Origin of the sequence: Solwaraspora sp. WMMB335, assembly GCF_049179075.1 — a bacterium.
GTDB lineage: Bacteria > Actinomycetota > Actinomycetes > Mycobacteriales > Micromonosporaceae > Micromonospora_E.
The window spans coordinates 6,602,688-6,628,929 of the sequence record NZ_JBMHMF010000001.1 but is presented as its reverse complement, the minus strand read 5'-3'; the positions used below and the strand labels follow the sequence as shown (position 1 = coordinate 6,628,929).

General features: G+C 69.7%; 20 protein-coding genes, 1 tRNA gene and 1 pseudogene. 8 read left to right on the top strand and 14 right to left on the bottom strand.

Annotated elements, in window-relative coordinates; all coding sequences use genetic code 11:
* Positions 1 to 5 precede the first annotated feature (5 nt).
* The 11 genes from ACN27F_RS28565 to ACN27F_RS28515 form a co-directional block, all read right to left on the bottom strand.
* Complete coding sequence (locus ACN27F_RS28565) at positions 6 to 1,214, bottom strand: phage tail sheath family protein (protein ID WP_421438572.1); 1,209 nt, start codon at positions 1,212 to 1,214, stop codon at positions 6 to 8.
* A gap of 20 nt (positions 1,215 to 1,234) precedes the next feature.
* Positions 1,235 to 1,828, bottom strand: a complete 594-nt coding sequence (locus ACN27F_RS28560) for a DUF4255 domain-containing protein (RefSeq protein WP_421438570.1) — start codon at positions 1,826 to 1,828, stop codon at positions 1,235 to 1,237.
* Between the two features lie 217 nt (positions 1,829 to 2,045).
* Positions 2,046 to 3,866, bottom strand: a complete 1,821-nt coding sequence (locus tag ACN27F_RS28555; protein WP_421438569.1) for a DUF4157 domain-containing protein — start codon at positions 3,864 to 3,866, stop codon at positions 2,046 to 2,048.
* Positions 3,847 to 6,939 carry an AAA family ATPase gene (locus ACN27F_RS28550; RefSeq protein ID WP_421438567.1) on the bottom strand — a complete coding sequence of 1,031 codons (3,093 nt, stop codon included), beginning with the start codon at positions 6,937 to 6,939 and terminating at the stop codon, positions 3,847 to 3,849. Before ACN27F_RS28550 ends, ACN27F_RS28555 begins: the two co-directional genes overlap by 20 nt.
* 507 nt (positions 6,940 to 7,446) lie before the next feature.
* A complete protein-coding gene (locus ACN27F_RS28545) occupies positions 7,447 to 8,223 on the bottom strand; it encodes a GntR family transcriptional regulator (RefSeq protein WP_421438565.1) in 777 nt (258 codons plus the stop codon).
* A gap of 299 nt (positions 8,224 to 8,522) precedes the next feature.
* The gene (locus tag ACN27F_RS28540; RefSeq protein ID WP_421438563.1) at positions 8,523 to 9,443 is read right to left on the bottom strand and encodes a DMT family transporter; all 921 of its coding nucleotides are present in this window, start codon (positions 9,441 to 9,443) and stop codon (positions 8,523 to 8,525) included.
* A gap of 12 nt (positions 9,444 to 9,455) precedes the next feature.
* Positions 9,456 to 10,238, bottom strand: a complete 783-nt coding sequence (locus tag ACN27F_RS28535) for a GntR family transcriptional regulator (RefSeq protein WP_421438561.1) — start codon at positions 10,236 to 10,238, stop codon at positions 9,456 to 9,458.
* Between the two features lie 393 nt (positions 10,239 to 10,631).
* Positions 10,632 to 10,703, bottom strand: a tRNA-Val gene (locus tag ACN27F_RS28530).
* Positions 10,704 to 10,844: 141 nt separating this feature from the next.
* Positions 10,845 to 11,309 (bottom strand): peroxiredoxin, encoded by a 465-nt coding sequence (locus ACN27F_RS28525; RefSeq protein WP_421438559.1) that lies wholly within the window; start codon positions 11,307 to 11,309, stop codon positions 10,845 to 10,847.
* Between the two features lie 14 nt (positions 11,310 to 11,323).
* Positions 11,324 to 11,761: a DUF3052 domain-containing protein gene (locus ACN27F_RS28520; protein ID WP_421438557.1), complete on the bottom strand. Its 438-nt coding sequence runs from the start codon at positions 11,759 to 11,761 to the stop codon at positions 11,324 to 11,326.
* Between the two features lie 109 nt (positions 11,762 to 11,870).
* Complete coding sequence (locus ACN27F_RS28515) at positions 11,871 to 14,291, bottom strand: thiamine pyrophosphate-dependent enzyme (protein ID WP_421438556.1); 2,421 nt, start codon at positions 14,289 to 14,291, stop codon at positions 11,871 to 11,873.
* Positions 14,292 to 14,510: 219 nt separating this feature from the next.
* Here ACN27F_RS28515 and ACN27F_RS28510 point away from each other — a divergent pair, with 219 nt between their 5' ends.
* The 5 genes from ACN27F_RS28510 to aceE all read left to right on the top strand — a co-directional run bounded on the left by ACN27F_RS28510 (position 14,511) and on the right by aceE (position 20,181).
* The gene (locus tag ACN27F_RS28510; RefSeq protein ID WP_421438555.1) at positions 14,511 to 15,017 is read left to right on the top strand and encodes a GbsR/MarR family transcriptional regulator; all 507 of its coding nucleotides are present in this window, start codon (positions 14,511 to 14,513) and stop codon (positions 15,015 to 15,017) included.
* On the top strand, positions 15,010 to 15,921 hold the full coding sequence (locus ACN27F_RS28505) for an ATP-binding cassette domain-containing protein (RefSeq protein ID WP_421438553.1): 912 nt from the start codon (positions 15,010 to 15,012) through the stop codon (positions 15,919 to 15,921). The genes ACN27F_RS28510 and ACN27F_RS28505 overlap by 8 nt, the downstream gene beginning before the upstream one ends.
* Positions 15,908 to 16,705: an ABC transporter permease subunit gene (locus ACN27F_RS28500; protein ID WP_421438551.1), complete on the top strand. Its 798-nt coding sequence runs from the start codon at positions 15,908 to 15,910 to the stop codon at positions 16,703 to 16,705. Before ACN27F_RS28505 ends, ACN27F_RS28500 begins: the two co-directional genes overlap by 14 nt.
* A gap of 138 nt (positions 16,706 to 16,843) precedes the next feature.
* Positions 16,844 to 17,248: a YjbQ family protein gene (locus tag ACN27F_RS28495; protein WP_421438549.1), complete on the top strand. Its 405-nt coding sequence runs from the start codon at positions 16,844 to 16,846 to the stop codon at positions 17,246 to 17,248.
* A 170-nt stretch (positions 17,249 to 17,418) separates the two neighbouring features.
* Positions 17,419 to 20,181, top strand: coding sequence for a pyruvate dehydrogenase (acetyl-transferring), homodimeric type (gene aceE / locus ACN27F_RS28490; protein ID WP_421438548.1), 2,763 nt, complete (start codon positions 17,419 to 17,421; stop codon positions 20,179 to 20,181).
* A 153-nt stretch (positions 20,182 to 20,334) separates the two neighbouring features.
* Here the strand turns inward: aceE and ACN27F_RS28485 are convergent.
* A pseudogene (locus ACN27F_RS28485) lies at positions 20,335 to 20,754 on the bottom strand (SRPBCC family protein); the annotation flags it as partial.
* Positions 20,755 to 20,912: 158 nt separating this feature from the next.
* On the opposite strand from ACN27F_RS28485, the gene gltX reads away from it, so the two are divergent.
* Complete coding sequence (gene gltX / locus ACN27F_RS28480; RefSeq protein WP_421438546.1) at positions 20,913 to 22,307, top strand: glutamate--tRNA ligase; 1,395 nt, start codon at positions 20,913 to 20,915, stop codon at positions 22,305 to 22,307.
* Between the two features lie 18 nt (positions 22,308 to 22,325).
* Here gltX and ACN27F_RS28475 read toward each other — a convergent pair whose 3' ends face one another.
* Positions 22,326 to 22,958 (bottom strand): copper resistance protein CopC, encoded by a 633-nt coding sequence (locus tag ACN27F_RS28475; RefSeq protein WP_421438545.1) that lies wholly within the window; start codon positions 22,956 to 22,958, stop codon positions 22,326 to 22,328.
* Between the two features lie 223 nt (positions 22,959 to 23,181).
* Here ACN27F_RS28475 and ACN27F_RS28470 point away from each other — a divergent pair, with 223 nt between their 5' ends.
* The gene (locus tag ACN27F_RS28470; RefSeq protein WP_421438543.1) at positions 23,182 to 23,829 is read left to right on the top strand and encodes a hypothetical protein; all 648 of its coding nucleotides are present in this window, start codon (positions 23,182 to 23,184) and stop codon (positions 23,827 to 23,829) included.
* Between the two features lie 270 nt (positions 23,830 to 24,099).
* Here the strand turns inward: ACN27F_RS28470 and ACN27F_RS28465 are convergent, their stop codons facing one another.
* Entirely contained in the window at positions 24,100 to 24,801 is a 702-nt protein-coding gene (locus ACN27F_RS28465; protein ID WP_421438541.1) for a phosphatase PAP2 family protein, read from the bottom strand.
* A 190-nt stretch (positions 24,802 to 24,991) separates the two neighbouring features.
* On the opposite strand from ACN27F_RS28465, the gene ACN27F_RS28460 reads away from it, so the two are divergent.
* Positions 24,992 to 26,182 (top strand): PucR family transcriptional regulator, encoded by a 1,191-nt coding sequence (locus ACN27F_RS28460; RefSeq protein ID WP_421440502.1) that lies wholly within the window; start codon positions 24,992 to 24,994, stop codon positions 26,180 to 26,182.
* The last annotated feature ends 60 nt before the right edge of the window (positions 26,183 to 26,242 follow it).

Genomic DNA, 26,242 nt, shown 5'->3' with positions numbered 1-26,242 from the left:
CCGCCCTACTGGATCCCGCCGGCCCACTGGCTGATCCGGAACACCACGAACTCGGCCGGGCGCACCATGGCCACTCCGATCTCGACCACGAGCTGGCCGGCGTCGCGGACCGCGGCCGGGTTGACCGTCTCGTCGCAGCGTACGTAGAACGCCTGCTCCGGGGTGTTGCCCAGCAGTGCGCCGGAGGCCCACACGGTAGTCAGGAAGGCGCTGACGTTACGCCGGATCTTCGACCACAGCTCCGGCGCGTTCGGCTCGAAGACGACCCACTGGGTGCCCTCGTCGATCGACTCGCGCAGGAAGTTGAACAGCCGCCGGGAGGAGATGTAGCGCCACTCGGCCTGTTCCTTGCCGGCGAGCGTACGGGCGCCCCAGATCGTGATGTTGCCGTCGAACTTGCGGATCACGTTGATGTCGTCGGGGTTGAGCCCGGCCTGCTGCTGCTTGCTGACCAGTTTCTCGACGCCCAACGCGCCCCGGATCACCTCGTTGGCCGGCGCCTTGTGCACGCCCCGCTCGGTGTCCACCCGGGCGTAGACGCCGGCGATGTGCCCGCTCGGCGGCTGGTACACCGGGTTGCCGTCGGCGTCGGTAACACCCACGTCGATCCACGGGTAGTAGATCGCGCCGTAGCTGCTGTCCCGGACATCGCCCTGGATGGCCGCCTTGGTCAGGGTGGTGGTCTGCCGACCGTCGAGGATCGCGAAACGGTCCTGCAGGTACTGGTTCTCACAGTGGTCGAGCAGCGCGGTCTGCACCACGTCGCTCACCGCGCCCGGGATCGCGACCAGGGCGATCTCGTCGATCGCGGTGAAGGTTTCCAGCGCGTCGGTCAGATCCTCGTCCGAGGGCTCCGCGTCGGCGTCGCCGGGAGCGACCCGGGTGATCCAGCAGCGACCGCCGCCGTTGTTGAAGAAGCCGTACACCGCGTGGGCGAGGGTGTGGTTGCCGGGCTGGATGTCGCCGAAGAGGCTCTTGAAGGTTTCCCAGCCGTCCACGAGCTGCGCCTCGCCGGCAAGCGCCACCGGATGGAAGTCGGTCGGCTCGACGTCGCCGTTCGCCGTCACCCCGGAACGGCCAGGTAGCAGCGGCATCGTGACGTCGTCGGCCACGACGCCGACGAAGCCGGCGGTGCTGGTCCCTACTCCGGCGATCGGCTTGATCGCCGAGGGAACCTCCTCGACGTACACGCCCGGCGCTAGATACTGCGGCATCTGTGGGTACTCCCCCTCCGTCAGGACTCGTGGCTCACGCCCTGGCCGACTTGGACGACCAGCTCGGTCACCTCCGGTCCGACCGGCGTGGATTCGAAGACGTCGACGCTGAGCGTGACGCTGTAGTGCAGGACCGCCTTGGGCCGCCCGCCCATGGCCTGCCAGAACTCGCCGATACCCTGTAGCTGGCTCTCGGCGGTGACCATCGCACGCAGCGGTGGCTGGTGCCCGACCAGGTCGCCCCTCAGGTAGTCGGCGGGGATTTCCCGGTGGCGCAGCAACACCCGCAGCACGTCGCCGAGCAGGCGATGCTCGTCCTGCGCCGGGTTGGGCGCGCTCTCGTTGGGCCACGCGGTGACCAGGTAGGAGCAGTCGACCCGGGCCGGCACCCGCCGCCGCGTGATCATTCCGGACTCCTGCCGGCTGTTCTCCCACTGGTTGGTGCGCAGCTCGTGGTTCTCCCGGACGTCGTACAGGAAGAAGGCGACCGCGGGCAGGGTGACCCCGGAGGGTGGGAACTGATCGTCCGGCGTGGCGAAGCTGATGGTGATGCCGGGCAGCGCCAGCTCGCCCTGGACGAGGGCGGCGAGCGAGTCATCCAGATCGTGGAACATCAACGCCTCCTCGCTCCCGATCGCGCCGTCCGAGCCGGACGAGAGGTCTACCCGTCCGGCGTCCCGTCAGCGTCTGCCCCGGCGTCTCCGGGCCCGTTCCACCAATCCCGCAACGATCCGTCATGGACAGCTGAGCTGGCAGTATTCACAACAAATGTGATGCGCGACACAATTCATGCAGATGGCCGACGGGAGTCGCGCGAACCGCGACAGCCCATCAGTTCTTGTGCGTCTCCCGGGAGATCAACACGCCGACGAAATCACCGGACCGGTCCTGGGCCTCGTGCCAGGTCTCGCCGCGACCCTCGCTCGTGCTGTACATCTTGAAGAAGAAGAGCGGGTCCCCGCCGCCCGAGGTCGACGAGCGTACCTGAGGGTCGCGTCGCGCGTAGTTTTCCATCGTGACGTAGTCCCTGCCGCTGGTGGCGACGACCCCTCCATAGTGGTAGGGGAACACCGTGTTGGGATCCGCCGCCTGCATCTCAGCAGCGGTTCCCTGACCGGTCGCGATCAGCGTGGAGCCCACGACCGGCTGCAGATATCTGTTGGCCAGAATGTCTTGCAGCGCTTGCCGCATCAACTGCGGCTCGGCCGTCTCGAGTCGCCGGTACTCGTCCACCAGTTCCTCGATCAGCTGCCCGTAGTCCTCGACCGGACCAGCATTGGGTCGGTTCAGGGCGTTGTCGAGTCTCCGGTTGAACTTTGCCTCCCCCTTGGCGCGCCCCTTGGCGCGGCCGGCACGGACAGCGATCCGGCCCCTGACCCGGTCGACGGCCGGCGCGACGGTACGGGCCCAGATGGCCTGCTCGAACGGTCCCGCCCGATCGGTGACGAACGGCGCCATCTGGTTGCAGTTCTGTGGGGTCTGGACAGCGAGTCCCCGCCGGATCTCCTTCGGACTCCAGATCGCACCGCGAGCCCGCTTCTTGAGCGTCTTCTTGCCGTAGCGGTACGGGTTCGACGGAACCTGCACCGGCTCGACCTTGTGCAGCCGCTTCGTCCTCGTCGCACCGTTGCCCTGCTGGACACGGACCACGAGCTGCTCCGCCGGGACCGTCCCGAGCCGGACCTGCCCACGTAGCTTCTTGTTGGCGTGCGTGACCCGGTCCGGGGTGGCGAAGAACACCTTGGCCTCGACGTCGGCCTCGACCGCGAGGTTGAAATCGTCCGAGAAGCGCAGCACCGGGTTCGGGGTGTTGATCACGTTGGCGCGGAGCTCGTCTATCTCCACCCCACCGCCCATACGGGGGCTCTTCACCTTCACGGAACCCGGTTTGAAAAAAGATCCGTTGACCTCGACCTGGCTCGGGAACTCGACGACGCCATCCTGATCGGAGTGGACGATCTCCGGGTACTCGGCATCGGTGACCGCGATGTCCCGGTACCGCTGTGCGGTGAGCCCTGGGCCGCTGACCCGGCCCGGTCCGGTGGCGCCCTGCTGGACGGTGTGGACGAGCTCGTGACCGAGGAGGGCGTCGCCGCGCGCGCTGCCCGGCGAGTACTCGCTGCGACGGACGAACACGTCGGCACCGACGGTGAACGCCCGGGCGCCGAGCGCGGCGTTGAGCTGGTCCGACTCGGCGTTCACGTGCAGTCGTACCCCGCTGAGATCGGCGCCTGACACCTGCTCCATCCGGTGTCGAATTCCGTCGGGCACGGCCCGTCCGCCGCCACGCGCCCGCGCCACCGCCTGCGTGACGGCGGGATCCGCCAGCCCGCCGGCGGGCCCCCGCACGTCATGCTCACCGGAATGGTGGGGGTGCCGGTGGCCCGCCGCAGGCGCCCGGTGGGCGGTCGAGCCCGTGGCCAGGCCCGCGATTCGGTCCGCTTCCCGCTCGTACGGGTCGTTCGCCGGACCGACCATCAGCTTGGCCTGAATGATCGCCGCCGCCTGGCGGTTGCCGTACCGGCGTTGCAGCCGTGTCGCGATACCAGCCGGATGGACGGGCCGGGTGCCCTGCGGCGCGGCTCGCGGAGCCGGCCTCGCCGCCGTGGCCGACGTCGTGGCTGCCGCCGGGTCAAGCCGGACGGTGTACATGGATCGGGTCCTTTCCGTTCGCGACGTCGCCACCGAACTCTCCGATGGACAGGATCTTGCCCATCTTCTGGTACTCGCGTCTGGTGGCGTGCAGCAGATGCGCCATGGTGATCCTGCCGCCGTCGGCGGCGGCGAGGAACGCACCGGCGAGAGCGATGTTACGGATGTTTCCGCCCGGCAGGTCGATCTGCCGGGCCAGCAGATCCAGGTCGACTGCCGGGTCCAGCGGCGCATGCTCGGGCCAGACCTGGGCCCAGATGCGACGACGGTCCTCGACACCGGGGACCGGGAAGTCGATGGTCACGTGCAGCCGGCGGGTGAACGCGTCGTCGAGGTTCTTTCGCAGGTTCGTCGCCAGGATGACCACCCCCTCGTGCTGCTCCATCCGCTGCAGTAGGTAGCTGACCTCGAGGTTGGCGTACCGGTCGTGCGCGTCGCGGACCTGGGAACGTTTCCCGAACATCGCGTCGGCCTCGTCGAAGAACAGCACCGCGTTGCTGGTCGCGGCCTCTTCGAAGATCCGGGACAGGTTCTTCTCCGTCTCGCCAATGTACTTGCTCACCACCGTCGACAGGTCAATCTTGTACAGATCCAGGCCGAGATCGTGGGCCAACACGTCCGCGGCCATCGTCTTGCCGGTGCCCGACGGACCGGCGAACAGCACCGCCAGCCCTCGTCCGTTGGCCAGCTTGCGCTCGAACCCCCAGGACTCGTAGACCACCGCCCGGTAACGCACCTGGTTGGCGATCTCCCGCAGCTGCTCCATCCGGTCGGCGGGCAGCACGATGTCGGTCCAGCGGTAGTGCGGCAGGATTCGCTGCGCCAGATCGGCCAGCTTCCGGTTGGACTGCAGGCGGCATGCCGCATACAGGTCGTCCTGGGTGATCCGGGCCGTGCCGGGGGCGCGGGCGTGCGCCAGGTTACGGGCGGTCCCGGCGGCGTCCCGGATCTGCCCGCCGGTGAGCCGAAACTTGCCGGCGACCGCGGCCAGATCCAGCGTCTCCCGGTCCAGCCCGGCGATCGCCCTCTGCCACAGGCGCAGCCGCTCGGGGTACCCGGGCGTGGGAAACTCCAGCCGGACGAAGGTGACACCCGCCGGCGGATCGACCGGCTCCCACGCGGTGTTCCCGGCCAGGAACACCGGAACAGGGTGCGCGGCCAGGGCGGACAGCAGTACGGTCAGCCGTTGGCCGGTCGGCTCGGCGAGCAGGCCGTCGACGTTCTCCCAGTACATGACCGTGCCCTGCAGCCGCGCCTCCCGCTCGACGAGGTCGACCAGGGCCGCGAATTCCTCGACTGGTCGGTCGGCGAGCAGATTCGCGGACACCACCAGCAGCGACAAGCGCCAGCGACGCGCGCACGCCGCCGCGACGCTTCGCTTGCCGACGCCGTAGGGCCCCTGGCAGTAGACCATCAGGTCGTCGCCGGGGTGCCCGCTCAGCCGGGCCAGTGCTGCGGCGAACTCCGCGGGAAAGTACAGGTCGTCGAGGGTTGCGGTCGGTGCGACGACCCGCGCGTACGGCCGCAGTTGCGCGGCGATCACGTCGTCTTCCAGCAGGAACCCCACGACGCGCGGATCCAGCCGGACGCTGTTGCCCAGCAGTGAGTGCACCGGGGCGGCGGGGTCCTCGGCCGAGGTGACGAGGCGATGTCTGAGCAACGGGGCGGACGGCGCGAACCGGGTCCGCGCGGCGACCCGCGCAACTCGGTCGTGGCACAGCATGGCGAGCATGAGATCGATGGTCGGCAGCCGCCGTGTCAGGTCGTCGTGCAGGTAGCCGTACAGGCGTTCGTAGCGCCGATCGATCTCGGGCGCGAGGCAGGCCACGACGATCTCGACATCCAGCGGGCTGAGGTCGAACAGTCCGGCCAGCGCCACCAGGCGCAGACCGACACCTCGGCGGACGCTGTGCCCGACCCGCTCGGCGATCTCGCCCGACAATTTGTCCAGCTCCGATTCGATCTCCGGGTCGTCGGCCGCGTGCCCGGCGTCGGGGCCACGGTCCAGCAAGGCGTCGACCTCGGCGTCGGAGATGTAATAGGCGGACGCTTCGCCAGCGGGCCCGGGTTGAGCTCGCCTGACCCGCCTGATCTGCCGACCCAGCAGCACATCGAGGCGGGCGAGTTCGGCCAGCAGATGCTGGGTCGAGTTGGCATAGCCCGGACCGCCCATCACGTCGTGCACCTCATCCCGGTTGTCCGCGGCCGACCGCAGCTCTCGATCCCGGGCGCTGTCGAGCACCGGGCTGGCAGGACGGGACGAGTCAGGAAACGGTACCCGCCCTGTCGCTTGGTGGGAGACCGGCCGGATTTCCCCGGCCCGATCGGCCCGGATCTGCTCGTACAGGAGGGTCGTGTCCGCCGACGGCCGTACCCCGAACTCCTGTTCCATCACCGAGGTGCACCGTTCGTACTGGCGAAGTGCGGCGATCCGGTCGCCGGCCGTGTAGTGCAGCCGCATCAACTGACGGTGGGTGCGTTCCCGGGCCGCGTCGTGACGCAGCACGGCCTGTCCGAAGCCCACGCCCTTGGCGTAGTGCCCATGCGCCTCGCAGTAGGCGATCAGCTGGTCCAGCATGGCCAGGTAGGCATGCCGCAGGCGGTCTCGTTCGCCACTGCACCAATCGTGGTACGACGTGGCGATCAGGTCTCCACGGTAGAGTTCCAGCGTATACTCCACCGTGTACGCCTGGTCGTCGGTGAGGTCTTCGCCGGGGATGTCCCGGACCGCCGCGTAGCTCTCCTCGAACGCGTCCACGTCGACCCAGCAGGACGCCTCCGGGTTGATGCGGATGCAGCTGGGGTCGATGACGACCAGGTCGCTCGTCCTGCCCTGGACGTCCGGCTGTTCCTGCATGATCGTGTTGAGTCGCCACAGCGCCTGCCGCAGGTACTTGCGGGCGGCTCCGGGCTCGGCACCTGGCCACAACAGTTCCGAGATGACCTCTCGCGTGTGGGTGCGGTCGCGGTGGATCAGTAAATAGCAGAACAGCTCCAGGGCCTTACCCGGCGGCGCGGCCAGGGGCTGGCCCCGCCGATGGATGGACACCTCACCGAAGAGCCTTACCTGCACGACTATCCCCCTAGAACCGCGTCGGCGCGGCCGGCCATGCCTCGCGTATCCCGCGCTCGGCGTACCCCGCCGTCTTTCCGCAGGTCATCCCCGACTCTCACCCCAAACAGGACATGCGCGACACGCTACCCCACCCGACGTCGACGACCATCACGCCCGGCGCCCCGTTCGGGTGTCCCGTCGGCGACATCTGACGTTCGACGGTAGCGACAGTTGCTGGCACCGCTGCGGACCGGAGACCCTGTCGCATGTGGCTTGATGGTCGTACTCGCGTGGCGGGGTCCGTGGGGGTGAGGGCTGCCTTGGTTCGGCTGGACGGTCCTCGACATCGCCGGGGACGCTGCGCACTGGTGGCCGCCGGCCAACCGCAGGGGTCGTACGGTGGTGACGGCCCGGCACCGTGATCCGATCCCGCGCTCCGAGTCCGGGCTCTGGTCGAAGTCGACGTGTTCAGCTGCTGTCGACGGCGACACCGGGCTCGCTTGACTCATCGGCACCGGGCCACGATCACGGCGCCCCACCCGCGCATGAACCAGCACAGGACTTGCCCGGGACTGCTGCGCCGCGGGGTGGCACTCTGATGGCGTCGTCTGCCGCCGACCACTGGCGGTGACCGGCTAGTTCCCTCCAGGTCGTTTGCCGATTGCCCGCAAAACCGGGTGGGCGGACACGTTGGCATGCCAGCCGGTGTCGCCGGATGCGCTGGCGGTCAGGCAGCGACCTTCGCCATGTAAAGAACGCCATGACGTCGGACCGTATGATGTAGCGGGTCACTTCGAACGGGAAGCCATCGGAGTCGATGGAGGCGTGCAGCAACACGATGACGGGCGCACCGGGCAGGAGCTTCAGCATCTCCGCCTCGTCGCGGGTCGGGAATCGGGTGGTGACCTGTTCCTTGATGCGCGCCGTCCGGTATCCGAGTCTTTCGAGGGCCGCGAAGGTCCCGCCCGGCCCCAAGTCCAGTTCGGTCGCAAGCATTGATGTTCCGACTACGTTCGTCGGCAGGTAGGTATCACCGAGTTGGACGGGTTCGCCGTCGGCAAGGTACCTGTTCTCTCGAAGAACGACGGCGTCGCCCAAGCCCAGTGAGAGCATGGCCGCTACGTCGCTCGGCGCTTGCTGTCTGGATACCGCGTAGCACTCGACGCGAGGCGCGCGTCCCTGCACGGTTGCCTCGGCCGCGAACGGTGTCAGGTTCTGTCGCCGTAGAGATCGGCTGGAGTACCGATCTGGTCCGAGGCGCATGAGCGTGGGCCGGCTACGGACGAGGACGTCGTAGAGCATCGACGCGACTCGTGCCCATTGGGAGGCGCTGACGAGCGCTGGCCTACCCATCTGCGCGGGCCACATCGGACGCGTTCGCCATACGTCGACGTCACGGTCCGGGTCATCACCGGATGCTACGGATCGTAACCGAATCTCCGTTTCCTGGTTATCGGGAACGGTGGTCACGAGTCGCGCAAGCTGACCTTCGGCGTTGAGGCAGGCGTCCAGAGCCTTGGCCAGACGCCTTCCTTGCCAGGTCCCGAAACGACAATCCGTATTTCTGTCGAAGGCTACGCATCAGTCGGACGAAGTTCTGGTCAACGACGATCATTCCGGTTCCTTCCAAGTGGCAGGGTGACGTCGGTCCGTCGAGGTCGGCGTCGGACCAGCGCGACGCCCACCAGGACCAGGAGCATCCCGAGGATCACGGACGCTGTCACCTGCTCGCTGACGACCAGGAAGCCGAGGATCACCGCGACGACCGGAAGCAGGTAGGTGACCGTGGATGCCAGGGTAGGGCCGTCATCGGTGATGAGCCGGTAGTTGAGCACGTAGGCGACCCCGGTGCCGAGTACACCCAGGATCAGCAGACTGATCACCGCGTCGAAGCGAAGGTCAGGCACGGTCAGTCCACCGAGCGGCAGGGCCAGGATCATCAGGATCGTTCCGGCGACGAGTTGCGCGGCGGACAGCATGATCGGCGGGATTCCCCGATTGGTGAGAAACGTGCCCATGTAGACGTAGGAGATTCCGTAGCTGGCGGATGCCGCCAGGATCGCCAGCCCTCCCCAGCTGGCTATCTCGCTGGCCGACTCCCACGGGGTGAAAATGACAATCGCGCCGACGAAGCCGAGCGCCAGTCCCGCTCCCCGCGACCACGTCGCCGTGCGGTCGGTACCGACGACGAAGGCAATCAACGCCGTCCACAGGGGCGTAGTGGCGTTGAGGACCCCGGCGACACCGGAGTCAACGGTCTGCTCACCGATGCCGAACAGGGTGTACGGGATCACGTTGGCGACCAGCGCCGCGACGAACAGATGGCCCCATGTTGTTCGGTCGGCCGGGAACCGCAGCCCCCGGTGCAGGACCACGGGGATGAGCACCAGTGCACCGATGGCCAGGCGGACAAGGACGATCTGCACCGGGGTGAAGCCGCGTAGCGCCAGTTTGATCCAGAGGAACCCTGACCCCCAGAGCAACGCGAGCATCACCAGCCGGACGAGACTGCCTCGACTCATCAGACGGTCCTGTCAGTCCTCTACGGGCATGTCGTAGTCCAGGCCGTTCAGGTCACCGCGCATCACGAACCTGGTGACCTCGAACGGCGTGTGCTGCTCGTCGAAGCTGGTGTGCAGCACCTCGATGACCGGTACGCCGGGCGGCATCCCGAACCCGGTCGACTCGTCGTGGTAGGGCATCCTCGCTGAGATCTCTTCCCGGATGCGGGTGATCCGGTGGCCGAGTTCATCGAACCTCGCGTAGATGCTGCCCTTGCCAAGAGTCCGCTCAGTCGCCAGCGGCGATCCGTCCGCGACGCCGACAGGAATGTACGTCACGCCGACCTGTACCGGCTCGTCATCGGCGAAGTACCAGTTCTCCCGCCGGATGACCGTCGCGGTGTTCGCGTCGAGGCCGAGGCGTTCAGCGACGTCCGGCGGGGGGCTGTCACGGGTGACGGACCGGCATTCGGTCCGGGGTACGCGTCCTTGTTTCGTGACCTCGATGCGGAACGGCGACAGTCCCGTCTCGTCGCGGAGCTGGCGGGAGTAGCGGTTCGCGCCGAGGCGCATCAGAGGTCGGCTGGGGCGGACGTAGACGCCTCGCCCGTGCTGCGCGACGACTAGGCCCTCCCCCTGCAGGATGCTGATCGCTTCCCTGGCGGTGTTGCGTGCCGTGCCGTACCGGGAGGCAAGTTCCCGCTCGGATGGCAGCTTGTCTGCGGGTGCAAGCGCTCCGGTCTGAATGCTTCGACGCAGGTCATCGGCTATGCGGCGGCTGGGTGGTCGCTTGTCGACGCCGGTCGGCTCGTCCATGTCTTTCCGCCTGTCCTCGGTAGGTCCGACAACCTCGGACCCTACCGCAACTGGCTCAAGCCAGCTATCGGCCAGTGTTCGCTAACGGCCTCAAACTGGCTCAATCCAGTTGAGTCGCCTGAGCACCCGGCGCCCAAGTTGGTGACCAGGCCGGCTGGACTGCGTGGCGACGTGCGAGCGATGGCGCCGTCCTCAATACGTTCCGCTGATCGCGGGGAGCATCTGCGCCAACCGCTGGCGAACGGGCGGCTGCCGGAGTGCCGCATCCCGCCGCCTGCGGTGCTGGCGTGGCGGGCGCTGCTGGAGCTGTACCACGCGACCTACGAGCAGCACTCCGGGCCCGACCATCGGATCTACCGCCTTCGCAGGCCGCGTCCGGGTACGCGTTTCGGGTGGGCGCGGCAGGTTTCGAACCTGCGACCCCTCGCTTGTAAGGCGAGTGCTCTTCCGCTGAGCTACGCGCCCGGGCGCGGCGGATCGACCGATCCCGGCGCCGGTTAGCTTACCGTGCCACGGCCGGCGGGCCGGAGGCACCGTCCCACGCTGCGGAACGCGCACACGTGACCGCCGTCGGACGACGCCGCCGGTCTGGCCCGTCGGGGCCGGTCAGTCCCCGAGGTCGGCCAGGGCCTTGCGCCACACCGACTGGTCGCGGGCCTGGCCCGGTCCGTTCATCTCGGCGAAGCGGATCACCCCGGCCTTGTCGATCACGAAGGTGCCCCGGTTGGCGATGCCGGCGGCGTCGTTGAACACCCCGTACGCCTGGGCGACCGCGCCATGCGGCCAGAAATCGGCCAGCAACGGGAACTGGAAACCCTCCTGCCCGGCCCAGATCTTGTGGCTGTAGACCGAGTCGACGCTGACGGTGAGCGTCTGCACGTCGTCGTTGACGTACACGTCGATGTTGTCGCGGACCTCCTGCAGCTCGCCCTGGCAGGTGCCGGTGAAGGCGAGCGGATAGAAGATCAGCAGGACCGCCTTGTCGCCGCGGAAGTCGGCCAGCCGCACCTCCTGGTTGTTCTGGTCCTTGAGGGTGAACTCCGGTGCCTGCGTGCCGACCTCGACGGGCATGTGCGCTCCTTCACTCACTTCTTGGCCTTGGCCCCACGGCGCAGCACCAGCCGGGCGGCACTCCAGTCCTTGCCGGCGTTGACCATGGAAGTCTGTTGCAGTCCCGCGCTGGGCGCGGACTCGCTGATGTCGCTCGGCTCGACGTGGCCGTCACGCCCGGCCTTGGGCGTCAACAGCCACACCACCCCGTTGTCGGCCAGCGGGCCGAGCGAGTCGACGAGCAACTCGAACAGGTCGCCGTCACCGTCGCGGTACCACAGCAGCACCGCGTCGACGACCTCGTCGGTGTCCTCGTCGACCAACTCGCCGCAGCGGTCGGTCAGGGCGTCGCGGAGATCCTGGTCGACGTCGTCGTCATAGCCTATCTCCATGACCACCATGCCCGGCTCGATGCCGAACCGGTCCGCCAGGCTCCGTACGCCGTCGGCGGCCTGACCAGCGGTCGCGCTCACTGTTGCTTGCCTCCTCGTCTTGAGCTGCCGGTATCCGTCAGACACCGATAGCGGGTAGTTCACACAGTTGTGCCGGCCGGCGCAAGTGGCGCACCGAGTTCACCGGAATTTACCCCGCCAGCAGCGCTCGGGCACCCTGGGTGATGGCATCTTCGCCAACCAGGACCTGATGCGCGGCGGGACCGAGCGGGATGAAGGAGTCGAGCGCGGCGATCCGGGCGGCCGAGCCCACGTACCCGGCTTCGACCAGAGCGGCGAGCACCCCTTCGCCGACCCCTCCGGATCGACGGGTCTCGTCGACGATGAGGACCCGACCGGTCGCGGTGGCTTCCCGGACGATGTCGGCGACCGGCAGTGGTGCCAGCCAGCGCAGATCGACGACCCGGGTGCCGACGCCTTCGCGGGCCAGCCGGGCGGCGACCCGCAACGACATCCGTACGCCGTTGCCGAACGTGATGACGGTCAGATCGGCGCCGCTGTCGACCAGATAGTTGCGGGACCTCCCGACCGGGACGTGCCCGGTGCCCCACTGCCCCGGCGGGGTGTACGGGGCGAGCCACTGGCCGTCGTCGGCGGTGTGCAGGTCCCGAAGGTCGTAACTGGCGATCGGTTCCACGAAGACGCAGACGCTGCCGTCCACGGCCGCGCTGGCCAGACAGGACCGCAGCAGTCCAGCGGCGTCCTCGGCCCGGGCCGGCACCGCGATCACCAGGCCCGGGATGTCGCGCAGGACGGCGAGGGAGTTGTCGTTGTCGCTGTGCCCGCCGAGGCTGTCCTGGTACGCCAGCCCGGGCAGGCGTAGCACCATCGGGTTGCGGTAGCCGCCCCGGCTGAGGAACTGCAGCGCGGCGGCCTCACCGCGCAACTGTTCCTCGGCGCTGTGCAGGTAGGTCAGCTGTTGAATCTCCGGCACCGGCAACTGCCCGGCCAGCCCGGCACCAAGAGAGAGGCCGATGATCGAGGTGCCGTCACAGGTGGTGTCGAACACCCGGTTCGGCCCGAACCGCTCGGACAGACCGGCGGTCACCCCGTACAGGCCGCCCTTGGCCGCGACGTCGGCACCGAACACCGTCATCGCCGGGTACGTCAGCAGCGCGTCGGCGAGGACGGCGTTGATGGTCTGAGCCAGGGTCATCGGTCCGCGTTCCTCGGGCAGCCGGGTGCCGAGGGTGGCCGCACGGGTGGCGGCCGCCGCGCCGGCTGCCCGGGCGCCACTGTCGGTGACCACCCGGGCGACCCGGATCGGACGCTTGGGCGCGGTGGTGGCGACCACCTGGGCAGCGGTTTCGATCTTGGGCTCGCCGATGACCTCCTCGGCGACCTTGCGTACCTGCCAGCCGACTTCGTCGTAGCGGGCGATCACCTCGTCGGCGGTGGTCAGACCGGCGGCGATCAGTAGCCGTGCGGTGCTCACCAGCGGATCGCGCGCGACGTCCCGCTCGACCTGCTCGACACTGCGATACGCCGACTCGACGTCGGTGCTGGAGTGCCCCATCAGCCGCACCGTGGACAGGTGCAGCACGGCGGGCCGGCGGTGCTCGCGGACCCAGGCGGCGGCTTCGCCCGCCACGTCGTACGTCTCGGCCAGGTCGCAGCCGTCGGCGCTGAGGTAGTGCAGCCACGGCCGGGACCGCAGCGCCGCGGTGACCCAGCCCTCGGGCGACGGCACGCTGATCCCGAGACCGTTGTCCTCGCAGACGAACAGCACCGGTGCCGTCAGGCCGGCGTGGTCGGCCCAGCCCGCGGTGTTGAACGCGGCGACCGCACTGGCGTGGTTTATCGACGCGTCGCCGAAGGTACAGACCACGATCGCGTCGTCCGGCCAGGGCGAACGGGGTTCGAGGTACGGACGACCGCCGGCCGGTGAGCGGGCCAGGCCCGGCTGCCGGGGGCGGGCCACCGCCGCCAGTCTGGTCATCCGTTCCATGCCGAGGGCGAGTCCGACCGCACGCGGCAGGTGACCACCGGCGGTGCCGCTGGTGGGGATGATGTTCAGCGCCATGTCGCCGATGACCTTGCTCCGGCCCCCGGTGATCGGATCGGCCGCCGAGGCCACCGCGCCGCGCAGCATGTGTCGGGCGGCGTCGGTGACCGGGTCCGGTCCTGGTTCGGCAGCCTCGCCGTCCGGTTCGGCGGTGCCGGTACCGCCGAGGCCGTCGGTGCCGCCGGCACCGACCGACCGCCGCACGGCTTGGGCCAACCGCGCGCAGTAGAACCCCCCGGAGCGGTAGTGCAACAGGGCCGGATCGGTCAGCCGTAGCGCGGCGGCGAGCGCCGCGTTGCCTTCGTGTCCGGACGACCCGACGGTGTAGAAACCTTCGCCGAAGCTGCGTAGCCACCGTTTGGCCAGGTCGAGATGGCGGCTGGTGAGCTGGGCGTCGAACAGGCCGAGTGCGCTCTGGCCGGTGAGGACGGTGCCGTCTCGGACCGGCTGGTCGGTCGATCGGCGGGTCGCTGCCACGTCCATCACGGCAACCGCGGTGCGGAACCGTTCGTCGAGGTCCTGCGGGGTGGTCACGTCGGACAGCATTACCCACCCTCGCCGGGCAGTGCCACCGGAGGCCGCCGGGGCGGCCGACCGGCCGGGTCGGAGCAGCTGGCGACGCTCGTGGCCGGGGAGGTCATGGTCGCGATGCTACGCGGCGGGGCGACCAACCACCCGGTAGCGCGCCGCGGGCCCGACGCTGGGCCTCGACGGCTTGTTGTACTCTGTTCAGAAACTTCTGAACGTTCGCAACAAGGAATGATCATGCTGCCCGAGTTTCCGGCCAACCGCCGCTACGCCGAGGAGGTCGGCGTCGTGCTCAGCGGGATGGGCCTGACCCCGACGGCCGGCAAGATCCTCGGCTGGCTGCTGGTCTGTGACCCGCCGAGTCAGACCGGCACCGACATCGCATCAGCTCTCGACCTGTCCCCAGGGTCGGTGAGCACCAACGTTCGGTCCCTCGAGCGGGTGAACCTGGTGCACCGGGTGCCGGCACCGCACGGCCGGCGCGGCACGGCGTACCGACTGAACCCGGCAGGCCTGACCGAACCCGACGTCTCATACAAGTTTCGGATATTCCGCGACCTACTGGAACGAGGCATTGATCTGGCCGGTGGTCCACGGGCCAACGGCAGTGAACGGCTCGTCTACCTGCGCGACTTCTACGCGTTCGTCGACCGCGAGATGCCCCGGCTGTTCGAGCGCTTCAAGGCACAGCGCCAACCCCCGCCCACCAATCACGAACGCAAGGAGGCGAGGTCCGATGGCTGACCCGGCCATCCGTACCGAGCAACTCGTCAAGACCTACGGCCGCAACCGCGGCCTCACCGGCCTCGACCTCGAGGTCGGCACCGCCGAGGTGTACGGCTTCCTCGGTCCCAACGGGGCCGGCAAGTCCACCACGATCCGGCTGCTGCTCGACCTGATCCGGCCGACCAGCGGCGCCGTGGAGGTACTCGGCCGCGACCCACGGCGCGACGGCGTCACGCTGCGCCGACGGATCGGCTACCTGGCCGGTGACTTCATCGTCGACGGCCGGCAGACCGGCCGCGAACTGCTCACCTACCTGGGCAACCTGCGCGGTGGCGTACCGGCTGCCAGGATCACCGGGCTCGCCGAGCGTCTCGATCTCGACCTCGGCCGGCGGATCAAAGGACTGTCCAAGGGCAACCGACAGAAGCTCGGCGTGGTGCAGGCGTTCATGCACTCACCGGAGCTGCTCATCCTCGACGAGCCGACCAGTGGCTTGGACCCGTTCCTGCAGCAGGAGTTCGCGGCGATGGTCCGCGAGGCGAAAGCCGCCGGTCAGACCATCTTCATGTCGTCACACGTGATGAGTGAGGTGCAGCAGACCGCCGACCGGGTCGGCATCATCCGCGACGGCCGGTTGATCACCGTCGAGCGGGTCGAGGACCTGCGCGAACGGGCGGTACGCCGAGTCGAGATCGTCTTCGAGGACCCGGTGTCGGCCGACGAGTTCGCGGCGGTTCCCGGACTCAGCGACGTCACCGTGCAGGACACCCGGCTCAGCTGTCGGCTCGATGGGCGGGCCGATCCGCTGGTCAAGGCGGCGAGTCGGCACACCGTCGTCAGCTTCCTCGCCGAGGAGCCCGATCTGGAAGACCTCTTCTTCAGCTACTACGAGCGGACGGAGACCGACGGTGTTGCTGCGTAACCCGTTCACCAAGTCGCTGCACGACGCCCGCCGGTCACTGCTGGGCTGGGCACTGGCCATCGCCGGCGTCGGCGCCATGTACGCGTCCTTCTGGCCGACCATGCAGACCCCGGAGATGGCCGACGCCATGGCCGCCTACCCGCAGGCCCTGCTGGACGCGCTCAACTTCGACGACGTGACCAGCCCCACCGGCTACCTGGGCAGTGCCGTGTTCGGCATGCTCATCCCGATGCTCACCGCCGTCTTCATGATCGCCGCCGGCACCAGGGCGATCGCCGGGGACGAGGACGCCGGCACGCTGGATCTGGTGCTCAGTCACCCGGTCGGCCGGGTCCGGGTCGCCCTGCACCGGTTCGGCGCCGTCCTGATCGGCATCGTGCTCGTCGTGGCGTTGCTCTGGCTGGCCCTGGCCGCGGTCCGCGGACCGGCCGACTACACCTCCGTCGGCCTGGGTCGACTCGCCGCCATGTGTCTGCACCTGACCCTGTTCGGGACCGTGTTCGGCGCCCTCGCCTTCGCCATCGGCGCGGCTACCGGCAGTCGGGCCATGGCTATCGGCGGCAGCGCCGCGGTGGCCGTACTCGGCTATTTCGCCAACGCGGTCCTGCCCCAGGTACAGGGGCTGGAGTGGGCGCGCAACCTGTCGCCGTTCCACTGGTACCTGGGCGGCGATCCACTGGTCAACGGGGTACAGGCTGGCGGCGTACTGCTGCTCGCCGGTACCACCGCGGTGCTGGTCGCCGTCGGCACCTGGCGGTTCACCGGCCGCGACATCGCGGTCTAGCCACAGCGCTGCGGGTCCGGTACCCGGTCGTCCGGCAGACGTCCCGGCAGAAGTCCGGCCGACGTCCGGCAGACGTCGGCGGGCGGTGCCGGGCCCGCGACGACAGGCCGGACCCGCCCGGCTGGCAGACTGGCCGGCATGGACACCGAGGTCATCTCGATCCGCACCGGTTCCCGTCCGGTGGTGCGGGACATCACCGCCGAGGCCGGCCGGTTCGCCGCCGGGCGCGGCGACGGGCTGCTGCACGTGTTCGTGCCGCACGCCACCGCCGGCATCGCGATCATCGAGACCGGTGCCGGCTCGGACGACGACCTGCTCACCGCGTTGGACGACGTGCTGCCCACCGATGACCGCTGGCGGCACCGGCACGGGTCGCCGGGGCACGGTCGCGATCACGTGCTGCCGGCGTTCGTCGCGCCGTACGCCACCCTGCCGGTGCTCGCCGGCAGGCTCGCGCTCGGCACCTGGCAGTCGGTCTGCCTGGTGGACCCGAACGGGGACAACGCCGAGCGAAAGGTCCGCTTCTCGTTCCTCGCCGGCTGAAAGCGCCAGGCCGTGGCGGCGGCAGGCTGTGGCGGGCAGGTTGCCCGAGAATTACCGGCCGGTATCTGTGTCCCAGATCGCCTCTCTGGCGACCGCGCGTGACGCAACCGGCCTTCAGGGGGCAGGATGGTCTGTAGAGACCTATCCCACACACACCCGAGGGAACGCCTGTGGCCACGGAACGCAAGCGCCCGGTGATCAGCGACGGCCTACCGAGCCAGCTTCCGGACATCGACCCAGAGGAAACCAGCGAATGGGTCGAGTCACTCGACGGAGTGATCGACGAACGCGGCGCCAAACGCGCCCGCTACGTCATGTTGCGCCTGCTGGAACGCGCCCGGGAGCGCCAGGTCGGGGTCCCGCCGCTGACCACCACCGACTACCTCAACACGATCCCGCCAGAGCGGGAACCCTGGTTCCCCGGCGACGAGATGATCGAGCGGCGGATCCGGGCGTACATCCGGTGGAACGCCGCCGTGCTGGTGCACCGCGCGCAGCGACCGGAGATCGGCGTCGGCGGCCACATCTCGACGTACGCCAGCGCGGCGTCGCTCTACGAAGTCGGGATGAACCACTTCTTCCGCGGCAAGAACCACCCCGGCGGCGGTGACCACATCTACTTCCAGGGGCACGCCTCGCCCGGCATGTACGCCCGCGCCTTCGTCGAGGGCCGGCTGTCCGAGCAGCGCCTCGACGGCTTCCGGCAGGAGTTGTCGCACGCCGGGCTCGGCGGTGGGCTGCCGTCGTACCCGCACCCACGACTGATGCCGGACTTCTGGGAGTTCCCGACCGTTTCCATGGGGCTCGGCGCGATCAACGCGATCTACCAGGCCCGGTTCAACCGCTACCTGCAGCACCGGGGCATCAAGGACACCTCCGACCAGCACGTATGGGCGTTCCTCGGCGACGGGGAGATGGACGAGCCGGAATCGCTCGGCGCGATCGGTCTGGCCGCCCGCGAGGAGCTCGACAACCTCACCTTCGTGATCAACTGCAACCTGCAGCGGCTCGACGGTCCGGTGCGCGGCAACGGCAAGGTCATCCAGGAGCTGGAGGCCTTCTTCCGGGGTGCCGGCTGGAACGTGATCAAGGTGATCTGGGGCCGGGAGTGGGATCCGCTGCTCGCCGCCGACACCGACGGCGCGCTGGTCAACCTGATGAACACCACCCCCGACGGGGACTACCAGACCTACAAGGCCGAGTCCGGGGCGTACGTCCGGGAGCACTTCTTCGGCCGCGACCCACGTACCCGCAAGATGGTCGACAAGCTCAGCGACGCCGAGATCTGGAACCTCAAGCGGGGCGGGCACGACTACCGCAAGCTGTACGCGGCGTACAAGGCGGCCACCGAGCACACCGGCCAGCCGACGGTGATCCTGGCCAAGACGATCAAGGGCTGGACGCTGGGATCGCACTTCGAGGGCCGCAACGCCACCCACCAGATGAAAAAGCTGACCCTGGACGACCTGAAGACCTTCCGGGACCGGCTCTACCTGGACATCCCGGACGAACAGCTGGAAGCCAACCCGTATCTGCCGCCGTACCTGCGCCCGGCCGACGACTCCGCGGAAATGACCTACCTGCACGAGCGCCGCAAGGCCCTCGGCGGGTACGTGCCCAGCCGGCGGACCGCCGCCCGCCCGCTGCCGCTGCCGGCCAGCGAACGCTTCGGCGACGTCAAGCGCGGCTCCGGCAAACAGAAGGTCGCCACGACGATGGCGTTCGTCCGGCTACTCAAGGATCTGATGAAGGACCGCGAGTTCGGCAAGCGTTGGGTGCCGATCATCCCGGACGAGGCGCGGACCTTCGGCATGGACTCGTTGTTCCCCACTCAGAAGATCTACTCGCCGCACGGGCAGAAGTACACCGCCGTCGACCGGGAGCTGTTCCTGTCGTACAAGGAATCCACCGCCGGGCAGATCCTGCACGAGGGGATCAACGAGGCCGGTTCGGTGGCCTCGTTCACCGCCGCCGGCACCTCGTACGCGACCCACGACGAGCCGATGATCCCGCTGTACATCTTCTACTCGATGTTCGGCTTCCAGCGCACCGGTGACGCGTTCTGGGCGGCCGCCGACCAGATGGCGCGCGGCTTCGTGCTCGGCGCGACGGCTGGGCGGACCACGCTCAACGGCGAGGGCCTGCAGCACGAGGACGGGCACTCGCACCTGCTCGCGGCCACCAACCCGGCGGTGGTGGCCTACGACCCGGCGTTCGCGTTCGAGATCGCGCACATCGTGGAGAGCGGCCTGCACCGGATGTACGGCGAGTCACCGGAGAACATCTTCTACTACCTGACGGTCTACAACGAGCCGATCCTGCAGCCGGCACAGCCCGCCGACCTCGACGTCGACGGCCTGGTCAAAGGGCTCTACCGGTACGCGGCGGCGCCGCAGGTGAGCCGGGCCGACGACGCCGACGCCCCACGGGCGACGGTTCTCGCCTCCGGCACCGGCATGCAGTGGGCACTCAAGGCCCAGCAGTTGCTCGCCGAGGACTGGGGGGTCGCGGCCGAGGTCTGGTCGGTGACGTCCTGGACCGAGCTACGCCGCGAGGCGGTCGCCTGCGAACAGCACAACCTGCTCGACCCAAGCGGCGAGCAGCGGGTCCCGTACGTACGGGCCGCGCTCGCCGACGCACCCGCCTCGGTGGTCGCGGTCAGCGACTGGATGCGGGCGGTGCCGGATCTGATCGCCCGCTGGGTGCCGGGCGACTACACGTCGTTGGGCACCGACGGATTCGGGCTGTCCGACACCCGGCACGCGCTGCGCCGGCACTTCCACGTCGACGCCGAGTCGATCACCGTGGCGACGCTGCGCCAGCTGGCACTGCGCGGCGACGTACCCGCCGAGGTACCGGCGGGAGCAGCCAAGAAGTACGCGATCGACGACGTCGGCGCCGCGCCGGTCGGGGAGACCGGCGGCGACTCCTGAGGATCTCCCGCGCGTGCGTCGGTCCGGGCGGAGCTCCGCCCGGACCGACGCGGCACGTCAGCAGAGGTCGGCCGCCCGGGCGTCGGTCTCTGCCGGCGATCCGGCCCGCGGCGTACCGGCCAGCGGCGGCCCAGTGACGAGCGGCGGCCCAACGAGATCAGCCAGCCGGCGAAGTGATGCTTCCAGGTCGGCGCCGACCCGGTGCTTGCCGAGGCTCAGCAAGGTGGCGCTGACCTGGTTGGCGGGCCAACGCACCACGGTCAGCCGCACCGCCGTGCCGTCACCTTCGGGGGTCAGCTCGACCTGGACCTCGGTGCGGGCTTCGGCTCGGATACCTGGTCCGGCGGCCCGTTCCCGCCAGGCGATGAGCTTCGGCGGCTGGTAGGAGATGACCTCCACATCGGCCGCGGCACCATCGGCGGTGTGAACCCGCATCCGGCGGGGTTCACCGGCGACGACTTCGGCCCGGCGCACGTCGGCGAGCCAATCGGCAAGCAACTCCGCCTGCCGCACCACATCCCAGACGGTGTCGATCGGGGCCTCCACCCGCCCGCTGCGCTCGATGAGGATCATCTGCCTCGCTCGCTTCCGGCTACTGGTCGTGTCAGGCGCAGCGTAATCACAATAGCCGCAAAAGGTGCAGAGTTTCCTATTAACGCTTAGCGGGCATCCGGGATCCGGTCCGACACCTGGTCGCCGCCGACGCGCCGGCCGACCGTAGGCTGGAGGCCGTGACGGTACGCGTACGCTTCGCCCCCTCCCCCACCGGCATGTTCCATGTCGGCGGTGCCCGATCGGCCCTGCAGAACTGGATCTACGCCAAGCAGCACGGCGGGGTTTTCGTGCTGCGGGTGGAGGACACCGACGCCGCGCGCAACCGCCCCGAGTGGATCGAGGGCATCCTCAGCGCACTCGACTGGATCGGCATCCGTCGCGGCACGTACGAGGGCCCGTACTTCCAGTCGGCCAACGCCGGTGAGCAACGGGCCGCCGCCGAGCGGTTGCACCAGGCCGGCCGGGCCTACTACTGCGACTGTTCCCGGGCCGACGTGCAGGCCCGCACCGGCAGCGAGTACCGCGGCTACGACGGGTTCTGCCGCGACCGTGGGCTGGCCGCCGGGGCCGGCCGGGCGCTGCGGTTCCACACCCCCGACGCCGGCACCACCATGGTGCTGGACCTGATCCGCGGCGAGCCGACGTTCGACAACCAGTTGATCGAGGACTTCGTGATCGCCCGGGGCGATGGTTCCCCGGTCTTCCTGCTGGCCAACGTGGTCGACGACATCTCGCAGGGCATCACTCACGTGATCCGGGCCGAGGAGCACCTGCCCAACACCCCCAAGCAGCAGCTGCTGTGGGAGGCGCTCGGGGTGAAGCCGCCGGTGTGGGCGCACGTGCCGGTGGTGGTCAACGAGAAGCGGCAGAAGCTGTCCAAGCGGCGGGACAAGGTCGCGTTGGAGGCGTACCGGGACGAGGGTTACCTCGCCGACGCGATGCGCAACTATCTGATGCTGCTCGGCTGGGCGCCCAGCAACGACCGGGAGATCGTGCCCTGGTCGATGATCGAGCAGGAGTTCCGGCTGGACGCGGTCAACCCGTCACCGGCGTTCTTCGACGAGAAGAAGCTTCGGGCGTTCAACGGCGAGTACATCCGGGCCCTGCCGGTCGAGGGCTTCATCGCCGCCTGCCAGCCGTGGCTCACCGGGGCCGCGCCGTGGCGTCCGGTCGACTACGACCCCACCACCTTCGCCGCTGTCGCGCCGCTGGCCCAGACCAGGATCGCGGTGCTGTCCGAGATCGTCGCCAACGTGGACTTCCTCTTCCTCGACGCCCCGCAGATCGACGAGGCATCCTGGGCCAAGGCGATGAAGGAGGGCTCGGCCGACCTGCTCGACGCCGCGATCGTGGCCTTCGAAGCCCTGCCACAGTGGTCCGCCGATCCGCTCAAGGCGGCGCTGGAGCAGGTCGGCACGGCGCGTGGGCTCAAGCTCGGCAAGGCACAGGCGCCCGTCCGGGTGGCCGTCACCGGCCGCTCGGTCGGCCTGCCGCTGTTCGAGTCGCTGGAGGTCCTGGGACGCGACCGGACGCTGCGCCGGCTACGTGACGCGCACGCCCGGCTCGCCTGACCGGTCACCGTCCCGGGATCAGACCCGGCGGCGTCGGACGAACAGCGCCCCGGCCAGCACGCTCGCGAGCAACACGCCGCCGCCGGCCAGCCACGGCCACCAGACGACAGCTTCCTGCTGGCCGGCCGTCTGTGGCGTCGCCGGTGACGGGCTGGCTGCAGTCGCGTCGGCCCCAGCGGACGGCGCGGTCGTTTCCGGGGTCGGCGCGATGCTGGGTGACGGCGACACGGTCGGCGACGCGGCGATGGTCAGCGTGAACGTCAAGTCACCGGAGACCCAGTGCCCGTCCGTCGACAGGACCTTGTAATCCACCGTGTACTCCCCGGCCGGGCCGGGCTGGAAACCGACGCTGACCGCCGAACCGTCGACGGCGGGGGTGCCGGTGGACGCCGGTGTCCCGTCGGGCGCGGTCACCGTGACGGTGGTCTGCTCGGGGTTCAGCTTCGCCAGGAAGGTCAGGCGGACCACGTCGGGTGCCTCGGCGACCTTGGCACCGTCGGCCGGGTTACTCCCGGTCAGGACGTTGTGCGCCGATGCCGGGGTCCCTCCGATCAGCACGGTCAGCGTTCCCGCCACCACCGCGAGCAATACCGCCGGTACGCGTACCACCCTGTCCCCCACCCGTTGCCCTCGCCCGATACGATCGGGCACCAGACGCTCGTCGGATCACCACCGGTCGACCTCCCTAGTTGGTCGGTCACCGATCCGCGATGGTTCCCGAAAAATCCGTCCGGGGGATGCAACCGTCCAGGGCTGTGTGGAGTCTCTCACAGTGAGGTCCCCAGACCCGTCCGGCGGCGGATTACGCCGGGCCGCCACGGGGTAGTGAGCACATCGACCAGGATTCAACCTCTGCGGGGCGAGGGAGTTGACCATGAGACAGCGGGCGGCCAGCCGTCTGTTCGCGGCCGGCGCGCTGCTCTTGGCGCTCGGCGTGCCGGTTCTGTCGGGCGCCCCGGTCCAAGCGGCGCCACCAGCCCCAACGACCGTCACCATCGATGGTGACGATCTACCTGAGCCGATCGCCGTTAACGCCGACGGCAACGGTGAACTGTTCGCCGCCGTGCTCGGGCAGGTCAACTGGCTGACCGGGCCAGGACAGACCAGCTCTCCCGAGCCGGCCGAGCTCGGCCCGAAGTACCTGCTCGTCGTCCTGGTACAGGAGGAGCCGACCCGCGCCTACGAGCTCTACCCGCTGGCTGAGGGCGGCCCCCGCGCGTTCCGCCCGGCGCAGCAACCGGACGGCAGCAAGACCGCTGCGGCCTGGTTCTTCGGCCGGCTGACCATGTCCGAGACCTTGCGAGCGGCCGGCGCGCCGCTGCCCGCCCGGCCGGACGCGATCAGCGGTGGTATCGGCGGTGGCGAGCGGATGATTCCGGAGGACGCGCTCAGGCCCGGCGAGGACATCGACCGGATGCTGACCGACCTGCGTCAGGCCCTGCTGGTCAACGGAGCGGTAGTGGTCGGCATCACCCTGGGGCTTGCGGCGATCGCGCTGCTGGTACGCCGCCGGACCCGCTGACCGCCGGACCCGCTTGCTAGCACCAGCGATCCGGCGGTCGCTCCCGGCGCGCGGGCCGCTGGCGCGGCCGTACGCCGCCGTGGCGGTGCGTGCCGACCCAGCCACGCCGGCCGGCCCGGCAGCCCGATCCATGCGGTGGCGCGGGTCCGGTGGACCGATCCTCGTCTGCGGCCGCGGCGACGACCGGCGGCCGGGCCGGCACCGGCTGGTCCAGTTCACCCGGCTGATCGCGACCGGCCCCGCTGCTGTGGCCCGCCCCCACGTGCGCCATCACGGTCTCCTCACCTCGCACGAGCCATCCCGAGACGACACCATGCCAGGTTGGCGATCGGCTGGTGGCGGCCACCCCGGTTCCCGCCCCCGTCGGGATGTCCACGACGCGGCCAGTGACACGACGGTCACCGCGAGCAGGACACCGCCCACAACGTCCGCCGGCCAGTGGGCGAGCAGCAGCAGCCGGGTGGCGGCGACGGCGGCCACCCCGACGACGGCGAGCGTCACCAGCAGCCCCCGGGCACCGCGTCGGGCAGCGGGCCAGACCAGCAGGGCCACGGCGAACGCCGTTGCCGAAGCGTTCGCGGTATGCCCACTGGGAAACCCACTGGCCGCGATCGTCACGAATCCGTCCGCCGGCCGCGGCCGGTGCAGCAGTGCCTGCCCCAACGCCCAGCCGGTGGGCACCGCGACGGTGGCCGTCGCGCAGAACCACGCCCGCGCCCGCTGCGAGCGGGCGGCGAACACGACGGTGGCGCCGGCACCGGCCGCGAGGAAGGGAACGGTGGCCGCGACGTCCGTCGCGATCCGTACGACGGCGATCAGCGCAGGGCGATCATCACCAAACGCCCGGAACCACTCGACCACCGGGGCGTCCACCCGTGCGAGGATCGCCGGTTCCACCGCCAGCAGCACGGTCAGCGCGGCGAGGGCGACCGTAGCCAGCAGCGGGACGGCCAGGGGCGGACGAGCGATCATCGGCCCATGGTGGCACGCCCGGTACCACATCACCGGCGGGCCGTGACAGGCTGGCGGGGTGGCGACCAAGCGCAATGGTACGGCGGACATCGCCGGCGCGGGCCGGTCCGGCGCGGGCGGCCCGGCGGCCGGCGACGGGGCGTCGGGTGTATCGGGTGTATCGGACCCGGCTCCCGCGGCCTCGGAGCACCTGCCCGGTGCGCAACTCGCCGCGACGCTGCGCCGTATCGAACGGTCCGCCGGAGCCCTCGCGACCGCGAGCGTGACGCGGATGGACGAGACCCTGGCCTGGTTCCGCGAACTGCCAGCAGATCAGCGGGCCTGGGTGATGCTGGTCGCCCAGGCAGGAGTCCGGTCACTGGTGGAGTGGCTGCGCGACGGCGGTGGTGCCGCCGGCAGCCCGCAGGCCGTGTCCGACGAGGTCTTCGCCGCCGCGCCGCGGGCATTGGCCAGATCGATCAGCCTGCAGCACACGGTCGCACTGATCAAGGTGACCATCGACGTCGTCGAAGCGCAGGTGCCGCACCTGGCCGCCGTCGGGGAGGAGGCGCTGCTGCGCGAGGCGGTGCTGCGCTTCTCCCGCGAGATCGCCTTCGCCGCGGCCCGGGTCTATGCCCGGGCCGCGGAGACGCGCGGGGCGTGGGATGCCCGGCTGCAGGCCCTGCTCGTCGACGCGCTGCTGCGCGGTGACAGCTCGGACGTACTGGCCAGCCGGGCCGCCGCGCTGGGTTGGACGGACGCCGCGCCGGTGGCCGTCGTCGTCGGCCGGTCGCCCGGCGGCGAGGTCACCGCCGTACTGCAGATCGTCTACCGGGCGGCCAGGCGGCTCGGGGTGGAGACGATCGGCGGCGTACACAACGACCGGCTGGTCGTGGTGCTCGGCGGCGCGGCCGACTCGCTGGCGGCGACCGGCAGGCTGCTGGATGCGTTCGGATCGGGTCCGGTGGTGGTCGGGCCCGTGGTGGCGAGCCTGGACGAAGCGACCGAATCGGCGCGCGCCGCACTGGCCGGCTACCGGGCGGCACCGGCCTGGCCCACCGCACCGCGCCCGGTAGCCGCCGCGGACCTGCTGCCCGAGCGGGCTCTGGCCGGCGACCCGGAGGCCCGCCGACGGCTGCGCCGCGACGTGTACGCGGCTCTGGTACGTGCCGGCGGCGAGTTGCTCGAGACGCTGGACGCCTTCTTCGCGTGCGGCGCGGTGCTGGAAGCGACCGCGCGGGCGTTGTTCGTGCACCCGAACACGGTGCGCTACCGGCTGCGGCGGGTCGGCGAGGTCACCGGGTTGTCGCCGTTCGCCGCCCGGGACGCGTACGCGTTGCAGATGGCGCTGGCGATCGGACGTCTCGATCCGGCACCGCCGTCGCAGGTGACCCGCAACTGAACGGCAGCTGAAGAGCCGACCCACCGGGCATCCCATGTTCGTCGGTCGATGTTTGTAGGA

Bases quoted from the DNA above. Each gene is read 5' to 3' on its own strand.
- ACN27F_RS28495 (WP_421438549.1), top strand. From the start codon at position 16,844: ATGGACACCGAGGTCATCTCGATCCGCACCGGTTCCCGTCCGGTGGTG.
- ACN27F_RS28540 (WP_421438563.1), bottom strand. From the start codon at position 9,443: ATGAGTCGAGGCAGTCTCGTCCGGCTGGTGATGCTCGCGTTGCTCTGG.
- ACN27F_RS28545 (WP_421438565.1), bottom strand. From the start codon at position 8,223: ATGCTCTACGACGTCCTCGTCCGTAGCCGGCCCACGCTCATGCGCCTC.
- ACN27F_RS28465 (WP_421438541.1), bottom strand. From the start codon at position 24,801: ATGATCGCTCGTCCGCCCCTGGCCGTCCCGCTGCTGGCTACGGTCGCC.
- ACN27F_RS28555 (WP_421438569.1), bottom strand. From the start codon at position 3,866: ATGTACACCGTCCGGCTTGACCCGGCGGCAGCCACGACGTCGGCCACG.
- ACN27F_RS28505 (WP_421438553.1), top strand. From the start codon at position 15,010: ATGGCTGACCCGGCCATCCGTACCGAGCAACTCGTCAAGACCTACGGC.
- ACN27F_RS28470 (WP_421438543.1), top strand. From the start codon at position 23,182: ATGAGACAGCGGGCGGCCAGCCGTCTGTTCGCGGCCGGCGCGCTGCTC.
- ACN27F_RS28565 (WP_421438572.1), bottom strand. From the start codon at position 1,214: ATGCCGCAGTATCTAGCGCCGGGCGTGTACGTCGAGGAGGTTCCCTCG.
- ACN27F_RS28510 (WP_421438555.1), top strand. From the start codon at position 14,511: ATGCTGCCCGAGTTTCCGGCCAACCGCCGCTACGCCGAGGAGGTCGGC.
- ACN27F_RS28515 (WP_421438556.1), bottom strand. From the start codon at position 14,291: ATGCTGTCCGACGTGACCACCCCGCAGGACCTCGACGAACGGTTCCGC.
- ACN27F_RS28560 (WP_421438570.1), bottom strand. From the start codon at position 1,828: ATGTTCCACGATCTGGATGACTCGCTCGCCGCCCTCGTCCAGGGCGAG.
- ACN27F_RS28535 (WP_421438561.1), bottom strand. From the start codon at position 10,238: ATGGACGAGCCGACCGGCGTCGACAAGCGACCACCCAGCCGCCGCATA.
- ACN27F_RS28525 (WP_421438559.1), bottom strand. From the start codon at position 11,309: ATGCCCGTCGAGGTCGGCACGCAGGCACCGGAGTTCACCCTCAAGGAC.